Consider the following 17,012-nt stretch of genomic DNA (forward strand, 5'->3'; position numbering starts at 1 on the left):
TGCGGTGGCGGTGCGGCCTGTGGCGACCGGTGCTCGCGGGCATGGTCAGCGGCTGGGCAGGATCTCTTCCCGGCCGATGCGGATGGCCTGAAGGTGCTCGAGGGTGACGTCCTCGGTGCCATCGAGGATCGCGGCGACGGCGGCGCCGCAGATGAGCTGGGACAGGTAGAGGAAGTAGCCGCCGGTCCGGTCGTGCAGATACTGGGCGTGCCGGGTGAGAACGTCCTTGCTCAGCTTGCGCATGCGCAGGTTCTTCTCGAAGCCCTTGAGCACGGCCAGGAAAGGCCCCTGGTCGTCGCTGTAGGGCAGCGGGTCCACCCAGGTGACCGGCAGCAGGCTGCGCACCTTCTGTTCCTTGGCCACTGCCGCCTTCAGGTCGGCGGTGGTGGCCCCCGGCTGCAGCCGCTGGTGGGCGGTCCACAGCGCGTCGTCGCGGCGGTCGCAGCCTTTGCGGGCGGCATGGACGATGTCGGTCGCGCCGGTGCCGCAGAAGATGGTGGTGATGCCCAGCCGGGTGCGCAGGTAGTCGAAGTAGTGCAGGATCGGGCCGAGTTGGCTGGGGGAGACCCGCTGGATGTCGTCGACCAGCAGCAGGCGGGTCTGCTTCCGTTCCATGACGGTGTGCACGGGCAAGGACAGGTCGGGGATGCGGCGCAGCTGACGGGCTTCCGCCTCGCTCTTGGGTTCGGGCGCCAGAGCAAGGAAGGAAGCGATCTCCCATATCCAGTTGAGTTTGTTCTCCGGGTCGTGCGGAACGGTGATGTGCACGACCGGGATCCGGTCGCTGAAGTGTTTTTCGACCCTGCGCTGCAACTCGCGGCCGATGAGCCGCAGCAGGTACGTCTTGCCGGTGCCAGCCGGGCCGTCGATCACCATGTCCAGCAGGCCCTCGTACCGGTTGCCGTTGATACCGAAGGTGCCTCGGGCCCGCAGCAGACAGTCCTCCAAGAACGCGGTCTCGATCATCAGCAGATGGCGGTGGTAGTCCACCCGTGGGTCGTCCACGTCGACTTCCACGTCCGCCGGTGCGCAGTCCAGCAGGTCAGGCGGATTGAACTCGGTGCGCACATACCGGTCCCAGCCTTCCCAGGAGAAGATCCACGCGGGCAGGGGCGGTGTGGTACGCACCAGGTGGGCGATCTCGGATCGGGCATCGGATGCGGCGGGCGCGGTGGTCTTCATCAGCTCTCCTCGGCGTGTGCAGCGACGTGCGGGTTCATGCGGGCGCAGCGGTGCCTGCCGGCGGCGGGTCGTCCTCGGAGCTGGCCGGGGCCCAGGTGGGCAGGGTGTAGCGGCCGTTGTCGAGGTCCCGGGCCGGCACGGGCAGCGAGGGGGCGGCGGGAACGGTGTCGGGGTCCAGCGGCGTGGCCGGCGCCGCGCCGGAGCCGGATGCGTCGCCGGTCTCGGGGCGGATCACGCCGCGGAACGGCAGGCGGGGTTCGGCCGCCTGCCGGGCGGTCGGCCCGCGGCGGGTGCGGCGGCGGCGCTCCTTCACGGCCAGGGTGATGGCCACCTCGTCCTCGCGGCTGCCGCCGCCCAGCGCCCATTCCTCGGCGGCGTCCTGCCAGTGGTAGTGCGTCCACGGCAGATCGGCCAGCATGTGCCGGTAGAGGAACTCCACCGGGATCCACCTGCCGCTCAGCCGGTGGTCATAGAGCCAGGCGACGTCGGGATAGTAGGGGTTGTAACGGGCCTCCCACCGGCCGTTCTTGTGCGCGAGCCCGGAGTCGAGGCCCTCCAGGTCCCACAGCGGCCCCTCGAGGGAGCGGTAGGTGCGGTTGTCGATCTGGACGCCCTTGTCGGTGACCGTGACCCAGGCCGGCACTAGCAGTTTCCGGTTGTCCTCGGCCGTCAGCTGGCGGGGCCGGTAGCCATAGCTGGCCACCAGCCGGTCGTACATCTGGTTCGGGGACAGCACCATCCCTGGATACAGGGGGCTGCGCAGCCCCTCGTGCGGCTGCTGCTGGTAGTCGAGCGCCACCCACTCCTCGGCCGCGGCCTGTACCTGGTTGAGGCTGAACAGGCGCTGGCGTTCGACCCCGTAACCGCGCTGCTCGAAGCTGCGGCCCGTCCACCCCTTCACGAACTGGCTGAAGGCGTCGGCGAAGCCGTGAAAGAAAGCCTCGGCCAGCGGCTTGTCGGTGGGCGTGTCCTTGCGCGCGTATTCGATGCTGATGCCCAGGAAGCTGCACACCCTCTTGAAGTGATCGCTCAGATACGGGCTGCCCTGGTCGATGACGATGGTCCGCGGGTGGATGACCGGGCGGGCCGCGACAGCCTCGGCGAAGCGGGCGTCGGCCGCACACAGCTGGCCGTAGGGGAGGGCCGAATTGCGGGCGGCGGTCAGCGGGTCCCAGCCGGGCCGCATGGGCAGAGGGGCGAAGCACTGCGCCAGCAGCAGCACCAGATCGAACGCCTTGGTGGCGCGGCCCCCGATACGCCTGCCGGGCGGCCCCTCCCCGGTCACCACGGGAACGATCATGAGGGCCATGCAGGAACGGGAGGCGACATCGATCGCGGCGGTCAGCTCGGCCGAGACGGCGCGGCCGTCGTCCCCGATCACCTTGATCTTCAGCGGAGACGTGTCGATCTGCACCAGCTGCCCCGGCCGCAGCGCCACCGACGGCGTGTACGGGCGCCGCGGTTTGCTCGCCTCGCGTGAGCGCCGGCGCGTGGTCTTCTTGAGCTGCTCGGTCAGCCCGAGCTCCTGCATCCGGGTGTAGAACGTCGAGCGGGGCAGCAGCAGCCGCTCCGCTTCCCGGGGATCCTTCAACTCGCGGCGGTAGCGCTGATGGACGAGGGTCTCGACGTCCTCGTACACGCGGTTGACCCGGCCGCCGGACTCGCGGGCGTGGCGGGCGGTGACCTCGTGCATCAGCGCGATGACCCGCTTGTCGGTGCGGCCGCCCGGGTCGGGGGTGCGGGTCTTGCGGCCGTCGTACAGCAGCACTAGCGGGTTCTCGTCGGCCGCCTTCCAGGCCCGGCGCCGGTCATCCAACGCCCGCCAGCTGAACTCGATGCCGACTGCGGCGAGTTCGGCCGACTTGGTCTGGCAGCGCTGCTTGAAGGTGGTGGTGTCCGGGTCGTAGCCGGGACGTGCCGTGGTGCAGCCGGGCCGCAGCCCGGTGTGGAGTTCTTTCATGTGCTCGTGCCACCACAGGGCCTTCTCACGCTCTGCCGGGGTAGTGGCCTCCAGCAGCTCGCCCAGCGCGGGCAGGTGTTTGCGGGCCACGTCCTGCCCGTCGTTGTCGAGGACGGCGAAGTCCGGGGCGCTTTCCACCTCCCGCCAGAGCGTGTCCACCGGCGCCTCGAGGCCCGACTGCGGACGCAGGGTGATCTGCCGCCCTTTGAAGGCGGTGACCTCCCACACGCCACCGCGCCAGCGGACCAGATCCCCCAGGCAGACCCGGTCGGTCTCGAACCAGCCCGACACCGTGCCCGTCATCGCTGCCCCCTCGCCGCCCAGACCGGGGAGAAGGGCAGCAGTGGCCGGCTCCAGTCGATGTCCAGAAGGCGGCGCCAGATCAGCCGGTGCACATGGTCGCGGCCGAGGTACTCGGGCACCCCGCTGGCCAGTACACCCTCCTGCAGAGGGCGCGGCCGGCGAAACGCGGCCAGCAGGGCTCGCTCATGCGCCTGATCGCAGACGGCAGGCTGCCGGAAATCCGCCACCAGCAGCAGATTCTCCCGCCGCACCCCGTGCGGCACCACTCGCACGCACACGCTCCAGCCGGCCTGAGCGGCGACCTCGCGCAGGGCGGCCAGACGTTCGCGCCACTGCGGGCCCATCCGGTGCGGGGCGAGCACCACGGCCTGCCGCTGCTGGTCGCGGGTCAGGGCGAGGAAGTCAGGCCGCCACCGGTGCCGGATGCGGCCCTGCTCCCAGTGCAGTTCGACCGGCTCCCCGGCGAACCGGCTGATGGCGGGATCGAAGTCCAGCTCGGTGGCCACATAGGTGCGCCGCTTGGACCCGCACACCACCAGCGTGCCCGTCGTCGCCGACCACCAGTCGGTGAGCTTGCCCTGCCGGCCGTGGTAGGCGACCGGATCCGTGGGCGGCTGGCGCTCCTCCAGCGCCACCCCCCACAGCGCCTCGGGTGCGACACACACCAAACGGCCGTCGTCGTCGAGATGCCACGCCTTCACCTCACGCACCCAGAGCCTCCCTGCCTCCCGGCCGGAACCGGTGCCCCGAACCCGGCCGTGGCGCCAGCCTGGCCGTCTCCCGCCCGCAGCGGTCAGCGCAACGAAACCGGCATCACTCGAACGGGTGAAGCTCCCTTGACGAACCCACTTTCGATCAACTTGCCCTTCACGAAGGCCAGTTCTCACAGCATGCAGGAGCGCTCACGCAATGAGCCGGAGGGCTCGGCGAGTCGGCTGTGCCCCACGGCCAGCACCCGCCGACGGCGCCGACGGGCACCACCGGCACCGTCGGTACGGTCGGCGAACGGGGCTGCAGCGGGCTGAGCATGGTGATCCAGCCACTGTGCCAGCTCGCCCCAGCCGTCCACGTCCTCCAGCCCCCAGCCGGCCATCAGCTGCTGCACGTCTTCCGCCCACGCCGCCCGCGCCGCAGGAGTGCGCTCGCCGCGCTGCTCGTAGCGCAGCATCTCCCGCGCCAGTTGGATGGCCTCCGGATAGATCACCAGTGGGCCGGTGCGCAGCTCCCGCGCCTCCAGGCCCGACCGCCAGGCCCGCTGCGTCCAGCTCCACACGTCCGGCGTACGTTCCCACCAGCGCGCCACCACTTGGAAGCCGTCGGCGAACAGCTCCGCTCCCGCTGCCCTGAAGCGGCGCTCCAGCCGCAACCGGTCGGCGTGCGCACGTGCCACCTCCGGCAGCCTCGCCAGCCGCACGACGTGCGGGCCCTGGCCGCGGTGGTCGTCGGTGAACCGCCGGTGGCGCAGGCACACCCGCCACGGATCCGGCCACACCAGCCACGCTGCCTCGCTCACGCCCCGGGCAAGGGCGCACAGGTCGCAGCAGCGCACCACATGCCCCTCCCGGACCTCGAACGGCCACTGCCAGCGCGCCGGATCATCTCCCGGCAGCAGAAAACGGTCCTGGAGGTTGGTCAGGGCCAGTTGCAGCCGGTGCGGCGTCCGGCCGGACAGCACCGCCAGATGATCCAGTGCCGCCCGGTTGACATACAGCTCCGCCAGGGCCGGCAGACGAGGATTGACCGGTTGGCGGCCCGTGCCCACCCGGTCCAAAAGATCTCCGAGCTCCAACTCGTGGGCATGCGCCAGGCGATTGACGAACGAGCCGGTTGACTCGCCGGCCAGGGGCGGCACGGGGACCCGCAGCCGCAGGCGCGGTCCCCATACGCCCGCCCTGTCTGCCATCACACCTCCCACCAGGACCGCATGCGCCGCGGGCCGGGCTGCACGCGGCCCGGCCGCATAACGCAACCTCCGTATCCCAGTCCCGGCCGCGCACGGCCGCAAGCCCGCGTCATCCGTTCGGGTGAAGTGCGGGCGTCTGCGCACTGCAGGGCGACAGGTCTCCCTTCCACCCTTGAGGAGGGTCCTGGCTGCCTCAACTCGAAAGGAGCACGGCTATGGCTGAGTTACTCCGGTTGCGTACCCCGTTGCGCCCGTTCCAGCAGCAGGCGGTCGACAACTGCGTCACCGAGTTCCTTCTCGGTGCGCCCCGCTGCCGCGTCGACTCCCCGTGCGGCAGCGGCAAGACCTTCATCGCCCTCAACGTGGTGCATCACATGGCGCCCACAGGTACCTCCGTGAACGTCGTGCCCACGCTGGAACTACTCGAGCAGACGGCGCGCGAGTGGCACAAAGAAGGCCGCCCCGGCCGCTACCTCGCCCTCAGCGGAGATCCGGATCTGCCCAAGGACCCGGCCCTGCGCGGCATCCTGACCGCCGTCACCACCCCTGCCGCACTCGCCGCGGAGATCTCCCAGGCTGACGGCCCGGTCAGCGTCTTCGCGACCTACCACTCGCTGGGAAAGATCGCCGACGCCCACCGGCTGTTCCACATGCCGCCCTGGGACGTGCTCGTCTGCGACGAGGCCCACCGTTCGGCCGGCAACCTGGCCAAACCTTGGGCGCTGCTGCTGAACAGCCAGCAGATCTTCGCCCACCACCGGCTCTTCGTCACCGCCACCCCCCGCAACTTCGAGTCCAAGACGGGCCAGGACCTCCCGGTCGACATCGAAGTCGCCTCGATGGACGACCTGAACCTCTACGGTCCGGTCGTCTTCCGACTCTCCCTGGCCGACGCCATCGACCAGGGGCTGCTGGCCGACTACCGCATCGTCGCCGTCGAGGTGGAAGACGCCGACCTGCGCGCCATCCTCAACCGCAACCCGATGTTCGCCGCCGACTCCGAAGGCCTGCGCATGGCGGCCGCCGAGGTCGCCCTGCTGCGCGCCATGCACGACTACGACCTACGCCGCGTCCTGGTCTTCTCTCCCCGGATCAAGGCCGCCGAGGTCTTCGCCGAGACCCTCCCCGAGACGGCGGCCCTGATGCCCAAGCGGATGCAGGGCCCGCTCCAGGTCGGCACCGTCAACTGCGAGCAGAGCCGCTACGAGAGGCTCGCCCAGGTCAGCGCCTTCAAAGAAGCATCCCTGACCTCCAGCGACAAAAAGCCGCTGCGGGCCGTCCTGACCAACTGCATGATCTTCGCCGAAGGAGTCGATGTCCCCGCCATCGACTCCGTCCTGTTCACCAGCGCCAAGACCAGCACCTACCAGATCGTCCAGGCAGTCGGCCGGGCCCTGCGCCCGCTGCCCGGCCAGAACAAAGTCGCCCACATCATCATCCCCGTCTACAAGGCCCCCGGCCAGGACCTCGCCGACGCCGCGAAAGGCACCCGCTTCTACCTGCTGCAACAGGTCCTGTCCGCCCTCAAGCTCTACGACGAGCATGTCTTCCACCGCGTCCACTACCTGCGCCACCCAAAGCCCACCGGCCCGCTGCACCCGGTGGCGCGCCCCGAACGCGCCGACGAACTCGTCCCCCTGCTCAGCCTGTACGCCGAAGACCCCCACAACTGCATCTGGGAACTCGGCCTCGAAAGCGCACGGCGCTACCGCCAGCAACACGGCAACCTGAAGGTCCCCAGCAGCTACTGCGGCCCCGACCGCTTCTATCTCGGCTGGTGGCTCGGCAACCAGCGCTCCCTGCGCATGAATCACAGCCTCAAGCCCGAACGCTTCGAAGCGCTCGACGCGCTCGGCATGAGCTGGGAACACCCCCGCACCAGCATCGAGTACCGTCTGGACATCGCCCGCGCCTACCACGCCCAGCACGGCCACCTCGTGCCCGTCCCGGGGGAACGCTTCCGGGGTATGGACTTCGGGCGCTGGATCAACACTTGCCGCAACAAGGCCCGCCGGGGGCAACTGCCCTACTGCTACCAGCGGGCCCTCACCGAGATCTACCCTTGGTGGGACGCTGGCTGGGACAAGCACGGCCACTGGCGGCGCATCTATGCACGCGCTCTCGCAGCCGCCCGCCGCGGCGAACTGGCATTTCCCGACCTCGCGCCCGACAGCGACGACCGACCGCTGGAGCATTGGCTCGACCAGCAACTCCACGTCCTGCCCAGCCTCAGCTCCGCTCAGCACAACCTCCTCGGAGCCCTGCCGCTCCACCACCCACTCGCCCTGCTGCTGCGCCCGCCTCGTAGCCAGAGCGAACGCGCCTTCGCCCACGGTCTGCGCCACGCCCACGTCTACTGGCGCGCCCATCAGCACCTCAACGTCCCCTACGATCACGTCGTCTGGGACCGCGGCAGCTCCTTCCGCCTCGGGGAATGGGTCTCCGACAAACGCCTGCGGCCCTACCGTCTGTCCCGCGAACAACTCGACGCTCTCGAAGCGCTCGACATGCGCTGGACACGAGCCCACGCGGCGACGTGAAAGTCCCACAGGTACGGACTGAGCCTGTGGGAAGACGGGTGGCGCATCCTTCGAACCACCGTCCTGCCGGCCATTCCTTAGACGTCGTTTCTGATGGCGTGATGGCTCGTTGAGCAGTGCATGACGGATCTGGTGGAACGGTTGGTGCCGGACGAGTTATGGGTGCTGTTCCGGCGGGTGGTCCCTCTGACGGAGGTCATACGCCCGCAGGGCGGCGGGCGACGGCGGGCCGGTGACCGTGAATGCCTGGCAGCGATCATCTTCGTGGCCACCTCGGGCTGCACCTGGAGGCAGCTGCCCCCGGTGTTCGGGCCGGCCTGGCCCACGGTCTACCGGCGCTTCGCCCAGTGGAGCCGGGATCGGGTGTGGGCCAGACTGCACCGGGTCATCCTCGACGAACTCGGCGTTCGGGGCGAGTTGGACTGGTCGCGGTGCGCGATCGACTCCGTCAGCGTCCGGGCGGCAAAAGGGGGCCACTGACCGGACCGAATCCGACCGACCGTGGCAAGCCGGGATCGAAAATCCACCTCATCACCGACCGAAACGGCGTGCCGCTGTCGCTGGGCATCTCCGGCGCCAACACGCACGACAGCCTCGGCCTGGAACCGCTCGTGCGAGGGATCCCGCCCATCCGCTCCCGCCGCGGCCCGCGCCGCCGACGTCCGGCCAAGCTCCACGCAGACAAAGGGTACGACTACGACCACCTGCGGAAATGGCTTCGCGAGCGCCGCATCCGCCACCGCATCGCCCGCAAGGGCATCGAGTCGTCCACGCGGCTCGGCCGACACCGCTGGGTCGTCGAGAGAACAGTCTCCTGGCTGGCCGGATGCCGCAGGCTGCACCGCCGTTACGAGCGAAAGGCCGAGCACTTCCTGGGCTTCGTCGGCATAGCCGCAGCCCTCATCAGCTACCGCCGACTCACCAACTGAAACGACGTCTTAGCCGGCGCCGAGATCGGCCAGGCCTCCCGCCTGGAACTGCCCAGCCCAACGCCCCGCCCACCTATCTGTGCCTCCGGGAGGAATCCGGCCCTAGGCTCTCCAGGCATCCGCCTCGGACGGGCTACGGTTGCGGCAGAGGAGCTTCCCGGCGGCGCTCATACCGCCGGAGATAGTCTTCGAACACCGGCACGATAGTGATGCTGCGGCCGACAAGCTCATACCAGGAGAGCCCCTGCGTGTTGCACAGCTGGCACAGGTAGCCGCGTACGCACATCCCACATGAGGGGCCACGGGAGGGGCAGCAGGCGCTGTCATGGTCAATGTGGAAGGCGTTTCCCCCCTCTTGCCACTGCCGCTTGCAGATGTCGCATCGGTGGCCGCGGGACTCTCTGAACTCCCGGACTGCCTCCATCGACGAGAATTTGAACCGCTTCATGAGCACGTAGTCCGGCTGACAGACGATGCAATACGTCGACCGGCCGCTGAGTTGAGCTGACGAACGCCCGAACTCCGCGAGGGGCTTGACGTTCCTGCAGGCGGGACACCGCTTCAAGCCAGCCTCCAGCAGCGAATACGCCTCATCCTGGCTGATCCGCAGCGTGAACAAGGGCACCAGCTCGCCGCCCCGCCTGTCCTGCTGGTAGTGGCTGTTGCACAACCCCCCGCCGATGGCGGGCAAGCCGCACGGCACGTCGGCCCCCTCGGCCCCCGGCCCAGTGCAGAACTCCGGCATGGCCCGCCGCCTCTGTCGGATCGGGCGCAGCTCTGTGCCGGCCGCGCGCTGCTGGTTGTGGGCGTCGCACAGCCGATTGGACCGTATCGGCCGTTCGCACGAGGGATAGGGGGAGACTCCGGGCGGGAACGCCTCGCAGCTCTTGGCACCCGCCTGGTGCTCGGGCGGCTGAGGGATGATCTGGAAGTCCGTCACGGCCGGATCCTAAGGTCTGGCTCTGACACTGCCTCCATACGCCCCGGCCTCTTGCGCGGGCAGTGCAACGTTCTTCGTAAGTACGCGGAGTGGGCTGGATGCCGCAGACGCAGCAACGCGCCGTGATCTGGACGATCATCCGCCGCTGGCACGAAATGGCCCGGCGTTCAACGTTCGGGGGCACACACCCAAGACCCGATGGCACAGGACGGACAGGAGCGTGCAGATTTTTGCGCGATCCCCCAACTCAACGCTCTCCTTGTGTGTTTGACGTGCGATCCAATGTGTGTTTCGGGTAGAGTGGGGGTGGAGGTGGCTCTTGTGGCCGACGAGCAGAACGGACTCTTCGCATCAGTCGACGCCCTGCTGGAACAGGCGGCGGCCCACGATGCCCTGCCGGTCCCCGCCGAACGTAAACGGCTGCGCGAGGCCGCAGGCCTGAGCCAGGACCAGGTCGCGAAGGCGCTGAACGTGCGACGCGAAACGGTAACTGGATGGGAGGCGGGCCGCACCGAACCGCGCCCGCCCACGCGTGCCGCCTATGTCCGTCTCCTCGACGGCCTGGCCGACCGCTTCCCCACTCCTCAGCCGCCCTCCGGCTCGGCGCCAGGACCGCGTACCGGCCCAACGGTCATCGCGCAGCCGCAAGCGCCCACATCGCCCGTCCTGTCCGCGGCAAGCCCGGCGGCCCCGGCCCGGGCGGTGAGCGCGCGCCCGCCGGTGGCCAAGAAGACAGCGGCCGCGCCTGCAGCGGACGCGCGCTTCGCCCATGGGCCGCTCGCCGTCGTGGACGGCGACAGCGCGGCCTACTGCGCGGACGGCCTGGTGCTCGACTGCCCGCTCACCGACCTTCCGGCACTCGTCGACTGGGCGCTGGGCGAGGCGAAGCTGGGTGCTGCCCGCCTGCACCGCTCGGGCAAGGACGCCGACCCGCTGATCGTGCTGACCGAGTCCGCCGTCCAACGCCTCGGCCTGCCGACCGCGCTGGAGGACCGGCGCGGCCTGCGCCTGCCCGACGATCACCAGGTGCTCAAGCAACTCGCCAAGAATCGGTGGAAGTTGACAAAACGGGGCTTCGGCCCGTGGGCGCGGGTCTACCGCACGGCCGACGGCGCACGCCGCCAGTGCGTGCAGTTCGCCGTCGTCCCGTGGGGCGCCCTCGACACCCGCTCCTGGGGGACGGCCGACCAGTTGGAGCCCGCCGAACTCGCCCGCCTGCTGGGCACCTACGCCACCCGCGTGCTCACCCCGTGCGGCTCCACCGCCGTCACCGGCCTGGAACTGATGACCGCGCTGCGCCCCCCGACCCGCGCGGTGAAGGACCCGGCCACCGGCAAGTGGGTGTCCGGCTCGGTGCCCGGCTCGCTGACCGAGGCGGTGGAGTGCGCCCCGCCCGAGGCTCCCGACGGGCACCCGGCCGTCGCCGCCTTGTATCCCCGCTTCCATCAGCGCACCCCCGACCAGGTGCTGGACGAAGAGGCCTACCAGTGGTCCCGGCCGTTGACGGACGCGGAATGCATGAAGCCCTACGTGGTCGGCATCGACGTCAACATGGCCTTCGCCGCGGCCGCCAACCGGCTCACCGTCGGCCTTTCCGCCCCCGTCCACGTCCACCGACCGCTCTTCGACGCGAAACTGCCCGGCTCCTGGCTGGTTGACCTCTCCCACATCCGCCTCGACGAGCGTCTGCCCAGCCCGTTCACCCCGCACGGCGAACGCCCCACCGGTCCGGCCTGGTATGCCACCCCGACGGTCGCCTACGCGGTCGAACTCGGCTACCGCGTCACCCCTCTTGAGGCCTACCTGCGCTACGAGCACGGCCCCTACCTGGACGCCTGGTACACCCGGCTGCGCGACGCCTACGTCGCCACCATGGCCGACCTCGGCATCACACCCGGCATGCCCGAGGAGCATTACCTGGCCGCGATGGCCGCCCACCAGCAGACTGACCCCGTCCTTGCCGCGGTGCTCAGCGCCATCAAGGCCACCGTCAAGGGCGGTATCGGCAAACTGCGCGAGCGGGCCCGCAGCGGCGGCTGGCGGCCGGGCGAGCCCTGGCCCGCGCTCGCCCGCCCAACCTGGCGCCCCGACATCCGCGCCGCCGTCATCGCCAGCGCCCGCGTCAACATGCACCGCAAGATGCTCCAGCTCGCCACCCACGCCGGCCTGTACCCGGTCGCGATCCTCTCCGACTGCGCGGTATACGCCTCCGACGGGCCCAGCCCGCTCGACTTCCTCCCGTACCGGGACGGCAAGCCGCTGCCCGGAGGCTTCCGGCTCGGCGTCTCACCCGGGATGGTCAAGCACGAGGGCACCCAGAGCGTGCTGTGGGCCGAGGGCCTGCTCGAGGAGCACGGCCCGGATGTGAACATCGCCCGGCATATCAAGACCGGCATCGTCTCCGGCCAGGACGAGGGGGAGTAGGCACCGATGGGCATCCTCGCCGACAGCCTCGACAAGGCCGACGCCGCACACTTCACCCGCCCCCTGCCGAAGTCGGCCCAGAAGCAGATGCAATACCTGGTCAAGCAGACCAAGGGCACCAAGGCCGCAGCCGACCTGCTCGGCATCACCCAGCGCACCGTCGAGCGCTACCTCACCGGCCAGCTCAAGCAGCCCCGCCGCGACCTCGCGGAACGGCTCGCCGGCGAGGTCCGCAAACGGTGGCAGCCCCGCGTGCGCGAGAGGGCAAAAAAGCAGGCCGCCACGACCGGCGGCATCGTCATCGACACCCGGGCACGCTTCGGATTCACCGCCGCCCCCGGCACGACCGACGACCCGCGGCTACGGCCCATCACTCAGGGCCTTCCCCCCGTCTACGCAGCACGGCTCTTCGACGCCCACGCCGCCGGAGCCACCGAGGAGCAGCTCCAGAGCATCGTGGCCGAAGGACTCCAGGACATCTACTTCAAGGACCGCGGCCGGCGCGCGCAGGGCCTGTTGGTGGACTTCACCGACATCGATTACGTCGACGTCGATTACTGATTGAACCCTCAGGTCGTGAGCGGTGAGCCGGCTGTGACTGAGCGCTTCACTTGGCGGATGAGCGATTGAGTTGGCGAACTGAGCACCCGCGCGTGGGGACGCCTGGCAAGCCGAAGTGCTCAGTCACACGTTGTTGAGCAGGGGTTCCTACTTCCCAAACCCTCTGCGGATCTCCTCGGCGAGGACGCCGTCCTCTTCGCTCAGGCTTAGGTAGGCCCACGAGATCCCGGCGCCGGTGAGCGCCTCAGCCATGGTGGCCCTTCCCGGGTAGCGGGCTTCGAATCGGCACGATGGGGCGCACCCCGCGTCGGCAACCGCGGGCCGGCGGCCCCGTTCCCGCGCGCGTTTTCGCCCCCGGCCGCCGGCCCGTACCGGCGCGGGCGCCACAGGCCCGCTGACGGCCCCGCCGCTCATGGCTCAGGGGTCTGTCAGCAGCCATACAGGCACGCGGTGATGCGTTCCAGGGCTCCAGGGATAGGGGCGTGATCAGAGATACCGCCTCAGCCAGTCGGGCATGCTCGGGTCGTCAAGTCCCCAGGCATCCTGGACCGATTCGTCCTTCTGCCAGGTGTTCTCATCGCCGTCGAAGAACTTCTGCCGGTGGCACTTGTACTTGACGACGGTGTCGCCTTCGAGCCTGTACTCGTTCCAGTAGTAGTTCTGCCTCCCGTGGCCTTTCCACTCCTGGGTCGTGTAGATCGTCGTCATGAAGTCGGAGTGTAGCCAGGGCGCTGATCCGGCTTGACGGCGTAACCCGGGCGGGCCGGGGCGAGTTGGGAGGCGGTCGCGGACGCCGCCGGAGTACGGGCCGCGGTAGCGAAGAGGACGGCGTCCTCGCCGAGGAGATCCGCAGAGGGTTTGGGAAGTAGGAACCCCTGCTCAACAACGTGTGACTGAGCACTTCGGCTTGCCAGGCGTCCCCACGCGCGGGTGCTCAGTTCGCCAACTCAATCGCTCATCCGCCAAGTGAAGCGCTCAGTGCGTTGTGGCAAAGGGAGTCCCTGTTCGATGAGCAGGGGCTTCTTCGTGTGCGGGGTGTGATCGCGACGGGGTAGGGGCAGGCAGCGGGCGGCTTGTTGTGGATCGAGGAGGGTGCGATGCCGTCGGTGCTGGGGTTGATGGAACAGCGTGAGGCGTGGGCGAGGCAGGATCTGGAGTCCTGGACGGAGGTTCTGGAGCAGGCTCAGGCCGAGGTGGATGCCGCGCGGGAGCGGGTCGAGCGGGCCCGGGTGGGGCGTGAGGAGCTCGTGTCGGTGCTGGCCGGGGAGAGCTCGGTGAGTACGCCGGTTTCCGTGCCGTCCGGTGGTGTGATGGCTGCCGCCGTGGGGTCGAGCGGTGTGGGCGTGGGGCATGGCGAGCGGCCTCCGGTGTGGCGGTCTGGCATGGGCGAGGAGGTGCTCAGCGGCCTGTATCGGGAGGTGTTCGCCGTGGTGGTGGCTGCTTCGGGGCCGGTGAACGGGGTGGAGCTGACGCGGGCGGTGGGCCGGGAAGCGGAGATCAAGAACGAGGTGGAGGAGATCCGTCACCGTGCGTATGTGCTGGAGAAGCGGGGCTGGCTGGTGCGGGCGAGGGACGGACGGTTCATGCCCGCGCCCGGGGCAGTCGGCCGGGACGTTTCTCCGGCCAGCGCGGAGCGTCTGCGGCCAGGCGCCGGGACAGCCTGATAACTGCAGACCACCACACCATCTGGGCGTGGTGGTCGGGGCGGCGTTCGTGGTCGCGGTTGAGGCGGCGTGAGCGGGAGAGCCAGCTCAGCGTGCGCTCCACCACCCACCTGCGGGCCAGTACGACAAATTCGCGTTGTCCGTCGGAGCGGCGCACGACCTCGATCCGGACTCCGTGGCGGGCGAACGCCTTCGCCAGCGCCGGACCCTGGTAGGCACTGTCGACCCACACCAGCTGCAGCATCCGGCCCGGCTGCTGCATGAACGTCTCCACGCGGACCACGTGAATCCTTGTGGGTGAGAGTGGCGAGCAAGGCACGGGCGCGTGGCCCAGCTGTGAAGGGACCTCAGGCCAGGCTGTGAACTGCTGGGGGCTGTCGCCCCTTGCCGTTGCCTGCCCACCAGGCGGCCCACTGCCTTCGCTGGCCCGCCTGATCCATCTGTTCTGCTGCGGCGGCGGCCGAGTGGTGGCGGAGAGCCCTCGAGCCCCTCGGGTGTGATGGGCGCGGCGCAGGAGACCGGGGCGCCCTGGTCGGCAGCTGCATGCCGACCGGGTCAGGCGGCGCCGAGTTGGGGGGTGTGCCGCTGCTGCATGGTTCCGAACACCTCGTCGAATGCGAGGGAGCGTCTCGTGGGCACCAGGTGGTAGGGGGAGCCTGAGCCTGCGGCGGGTTGCGGACCTGTGCGGCCCAGCATGAGGACGTCCAGGGGAGTGAGGATGTCGAGGTTGTCGAAGACGTAGCAGATCGGCAGCTGCGTCCATGCGGCGAGCTGGAGGTGCGCCATGACGGCAGCCCGCTCCACCGCATGGCGATGGGTGATGCGGCTGGTCATGCGGCTCTTGCAGTCGATCAGAAACACCTGCCGGTCCTTGGCGGCCACTAGATCGGGTGTCCAGCGCAGTGAACTCTCGGTGCCCCGCAGGGCGACTCGCACAGCTTCGGTCAGCACGCCCTGGCCCCAGGGGCTGACGTCCCATCCGCGCAGGGCGAGTTCCTCGGCGACGCGCCTTTCGTGTGCGTCGCCCACGGCCTTCCTTTGCTGAAAGCTCGGCATACCGGCAAGTGTTGCTCTCCTCCTCGGGCTCGAAACAACCCGGTGCCCCGTCTCGGACACTCCTGGCCAGGGATGTTGGCGGTCGTTGTCGTTCATTGGCGTTCATGGGTGTCCGCCGGTGTCTCTCTGCGTCTCATGGCGTCTCACGCTGTCTCGAAACAATATGACCGGATCTGATCCCTGCAGCCGTGCGCCGGAGTTGCGGCCCACTTGCCGTACGTCTCTTCGTCCCACCGTGGCAGGACCGGACGATGGCGGGACGCGGATCCGACGTGCTGCCTTTCGTGCCGTTTCGGAGGGAAGGGCTGTCAGGTGATCACCTTCCTGGTGTGGCGCTGCTCGGTACGCCGCGTTCGGGGAGGAGGTGCCAGGCGATCTCATCGTGCTCCCTGAGGTGTTGCCAGGAGGCAAGGAGACGGCAGCGGACCAGTTGGTCGAGGAGATCCTCCACCTGCTGCTGGGACTGACTGCCCAGCCGGGCAAGCACGTCGAGTTCCGCACTTCCGAAGCCGTCAGAGGTGTGAGCTGCCAGGATAAGAGCGGTGAGCTGCACCGTGGGGGACATCCCGCGCGGTGCGACCAGCGGAACAGGGTTCAGGGCCCAGTGCGCCGCGCGGGCGCGGGTGCTGCGGCCGGATGTCTGGGAGTGCATGTCCGCATCGAGCAGACGCGCCTCCACATGGGGACGCCGCGGGCCGGAACAGCGCAGCCACCCGGCGTGTTCCAGTTCGCTCCACAGTTCTGCACGGCCGTGCAGCCGCATGCTGCGCAGAAGGCCGCTGGGGAGCCGGACGCGGCCTCGGCCGTCGGCGCGCAGGGCGCACTGCAGGGCCAGCAGTCGGGCGGCGGGGGAGGAGAAGCGGGGCAGGGCGACGGCGAGGTAGGTGAGCATTTCCCGCACGCGCTGCTGCTCCGGCGGGCCGTAGGCGGGCACCCTGCGTTCTGGCTGCGGCCCGTCGGCGGAGGAACGGATGCGAGCGGGACTGAGCAGTGTCGGCGGCACGATGGCGGTGTGGCTCATCGCGGCGGCGCAGGCGGCACAGGCGTCTGCGAGCCGCCACGTGCGGCCGCTGAGATCCCGGGTCAGGGCAAGCAGGACGGGGCCGGCGCAGCCGCGGTGACGGGGGTGCCAGTGGCAGCCCCGGGCCCGGCACTGGCAGGTGCGCAGGTGCCCGGGCAGCGTGTCGGCGCGGGCGTGGCGGGCCAGATGGGTCAGGGCGGCCGACCGGGCGGAGGCGGCCTGCACGGGATGGTGCGGGGTGCAGCGGGGGCAGGCCAGGGCCGGCCCGCCCGGCTGCGGGCGCAGTTCCACCGTCCAGGTGCGCTGCACCGCGGCGTGCATGCTGGCAAGCCGCATCGGCTCGGTGCCCTCCCATCTGCTCAGCGTCGGCGAGGTGTGGCGTCCTCCCGGTCAGGCGAGCGCGGGAGTCGGCCGCACCGTAGTGCAGATCTCTGCACTCGTGCAGTGCCGGCGGCCGCGGCGTCCACCAGCGGAAATAGTGCAGAGGTCTGCACTGACAGGGCAGGGTCCTGCACCGTCGGATGGTGGG

The 17,012-nt window shown here is 69.7% G+C and carries 14 protein-coding genes; 5 read left to right on the forward strand and 9 right to left on the reverse strand.

Translation table 11 applies throughout. The features are described 5' to 3' along the window. Window positions 1-45: 45 nt before the first annotated feature. The 4 genes from ACZ5GT_RS02500 to ACZ5GT_RS02515 all read right to left on the reverse strand — a co-directional run bounded on the left by ACZ5GT_RS02500 (window position 46) and on the right by ACZ5GT_RS02515 (window position 5,348). The gene (locus ACZ5GT_RS02500; RefSeq protein ID WP_469013048.1) at window positions 46-1,182 is read right to left on the reverse strand and encodes an ATP-binding protein; all 1,137 of its coding nucleotides are present in this window, start codon (window positions 1,180-1,182) and stop codon (window positions 46-48) included. 34 nt (window positions 1,183-1,216) lie between these two features. Beyond that, the gene (locus tag ACZ5GT_RS02505; RefSeq protein ID WP_469013050.1) at window positions 1,217-3,445 is read right to left on the reverse strand and encodes a transposase; all 2,229 of its coding nucleotides are present in this window, start codon (window positions 3,443-3,445) and stop codon (window positions 1,217-1,219) included. Continuing rightward, a complete protein-coding gene (locus ACZ5GT_RS02510; protein ID WP_385149558.1) occupies window positions 3,442-4,155 on the reverse strand; it encodes a TnsA-like heteromeric transposase endonuclease subunit in 714 nt (237 codons plus the stop codon). The genes ACZ5GT_RS02505 and ACZ5GT_RS02510 overlap by 4 nt, the downstream gene beginning before the upstream one ends. A 173-nt stretch (window positions 4,156-4,328) precedes the next feature. Then, window positions 4,329-5,348, reverse strand: coding sequence for a TniQ family protein (locus ACZ5GT_RS02515; protein ID WP_469013053.1), 1,020 nt, complete (start codon window positions 5,346-5,348; stop codon window positions 4,329-4,331). A gap of 215 nt (window positions 5,349-5,563) precedes the next feature. On the opposite strand from ACZ5GT_RS02515, the gene ACZ5GT_RS02520 reads away from it, so the two are divergent. Beyond that, on the forward strand, window positions 5,564-7,888 hold the full coding sequence (locus ACZ5GT_RS02520; RefSeq protein ID WP_469013056.1) for a helicase associated domain-containing protein: 2,325 nt from the start codon (window positions 5,564-5,566) through the stop codon (window positions 7,886-7,888). Between the two features lie 120 nt (window positions 7,889-8,008). Beyond that, window positions 8,009-8,817 (forward strand): IS5 family transposase gene (locus ACZ5GT_RS02525; protein ID WP_469013058.1). Its coding sequence is split into 2 segments (ribosomal slippage): window positions 8,009-8,356 and window positions 8,359-8,817, totalling 807 coding nucleotides; the frame shifts between segments, so codons are not numbered across the junction. A 133-nt stretch (window positions 8,818-8,950) separates the two neighbouring features. Here ACZ5GT_RS02525 and ACZ5GT_RS02530 read toward each other — a convergent pair. Then, on the reverse strand, window positions 8,951-9,757 hold the full coding sequence (locus ACZ5GT_RS02530) for an endonuclease domain-containing protein (RefSeq protein ID WP_469013060.1): 807 nt from the start codon (window positions 9,755-9,757) through the stop codon (window positions 8,951-8,953). Window positions 9,758-10,078: 321 nt separating this feature from the next. Between ACZ5GT_RS02530 and tap the strand changes: the two genes are divergently transcribed. Further along, on the forward strand, window positions 10,079-12,181 hold the full coding sequence (gene tap, locus ACZ5GT_RS02535; RefSeq protein WP_469013062.1) for a telomere-associated protein Tap: 2,103 nt from the start codon (window positions 10,079-10,081) through the stop codon (window positions 12,179-12,181). Between the two features lie 6 nt (window positions 12,182-12,187). Continuing rightward, on the forward strand, window positions 12,188-12,742 hold the full coding sequence (gene tpg / locus ACZ5GT_RS02540; RefSeq protein ID WP_197923581.1) for a telomere-protecting terminal protein Tpg: 555 nt from the start codon (window positions 12,188-12,190) through the stop codon (window positions 12,740-12,742). A gap of 486 nt (window positions 12,743-13,228) precedes the next feature. Here the strand turns inward: tpg and ACZ5GT_RS02545 are convergent, their stop codons facing one another. Next, the gene (locus tag ACZ5GT_RS02545) at window positions 13,229-13,450 is read right to left on the reverse strand and encodes a hypothetical protein (RefSeq protein ID WP_197923580.1); all 222 of its coding nucleotides are present in this window, start codon (window positions 13,448-13,450) and stop codon (window positions 13,229-13,231) included. 389 nt (window positions 13,451-13,839) lie between these two features. Between ACZ5GT_RS02545 and ACZ5GT_RS02550 the strand changes: the two genes are divergently transcribed. Beyond that, entirely contained in the window at window positions 13,840-14,406 is a 567-nt protein-coding gene (locus tag ACZ5GT_RS02550) for a hypothetical protein (RefSeq protein WP_469013063.1), read from the forward strand. Here the strand turns inward: ACZ5GT_RS02550 and ACZ5GT_RS02555 are convergent. The 3 genes from ACZ5GT_RS02555 to ACZ5GT_RS02565 all read right to left on the reverse strand — a co-directional run bounded on the left by ACZ5GT_RS02555 (window position 14,324) and on the right by ACZ5GT_RS02565 (window position 16,819). Further along, a complete protein-coding gene (locus tag ACZ5GT_RS02555) occupies window positions 14,324-14,668 on the reverse strand; it encodes a transposase (RefSeq protein ID WP_469013153.1) in 345 nt (114 codons plus the stop codon). The genes ACZ5GT_RS02550 and ACZ5GT_RS02555 overlap by 83 nt on opposite strands. Window positions 14,669-14,961: 293 nt before the next feature. Then, window positions 14,962-15,435 carry a PDDEXK family nuclease gene (locus ACZ5GT_RS02560; protein WP_307811843.1) on the reverse strand — a complete coding sequence of 158 codons (474 nt, stop codon included), beginning with the start codon at window positions 15,433-15,435 and terminating at the stop codon, window positions 14,962-14,964. Between the two features lie 343 nt (window positions 15,436-15,778). Beyond that, on the reverse strand, window positions 15,779-16,819 hold the full coding sequence (locus tag ACZ5GT_RS02565) for a hypothetical protein (RefSeq protein WP_469013067.1): 1,041 nt from the start codon (window positions 16,817-16,819) through the stop codon (window positions 15,779-15,781). Window positions 16,820-17,012 lie beyond the last annotated feature (193 nt).

The sequence above is a fragment of the Streptomyces sp. NPDC031340 genome, assembly GCF_055569945.1.

What these genes read in the sequence shown, in the direction of transcription:
- ACZ5GT_RS02500 (WP_469013048.1), bottom strand. Translation starts at nt 1,182, where the DNA reads ATGAAGACCACCGCGCCCGCCGCATCCGATGCCCGATCCGAGATCGCC.
- ACZ5GT_RS02505 (WP_469013050.1), bottom strand. Translation starts at nt 3,445, where the DNA reads ATGACGGGCACGGTGTCGGGCTGGTTCGAGACCGACCGGGTCTGCCTG.
- ACZ5GT_RS02565 (WP_469013067.1), bottom strand. Translation starts at nt 16,819, where the DNA reads ATGCGGCTTGCCAGCATGCACGCCGCGGTGCAGCGCACCTGGACGGTG.
- ACZ5GT_RS02550 (WP_469013063.1), top strand. Translation starts at nt 13,840, where the DNA reads ATGCCGTCGGTGCTGGGGTTGATGGAACAGCGTGAGGCGTGGGCGAGG.
- ACZ5GT_RS02555 (WP_469013153.1), bottom strand. Translation starts at nt 14,668, where the DNA reads ATGCAGCAGCCGGGCCGGATGCTGCAGCTGGTGTGGGTCGACAGTGCC.
- tpg (WP_197923581.1), top strand. Translation starts at nt 12,188, where the DNA reads ATGGGCATCCTCGCCGACAGCCTCGACAAGGCCGACGCCGCACACTTC.
- ACZ5GT_RS02545 (WP_197923580.1), bottom strand. Translation starts at nt 13,450, where the DNA reads ATGACGACGATCTACACGACCCAGGAGTGGAAAGGCCACGGGAGGCAG.
- ACZ5GT_RS02515 (WP_469013053.1), bottom strand. Translation starts at nt 5,348, where the DNA reads ATGGCAGACAGGGCGGGCGTATGGGGACCGCGCCTGCGGCTGCGGGTC.
- ACZ5GT_RS02520 (WP_469013056.1), top strand. Translation starts at nt 5,564, where the DNA reads ATGGCTGAGTTACTCCGGTTGCGTACCCCGTTGCGCCCGTTCCAGCAG.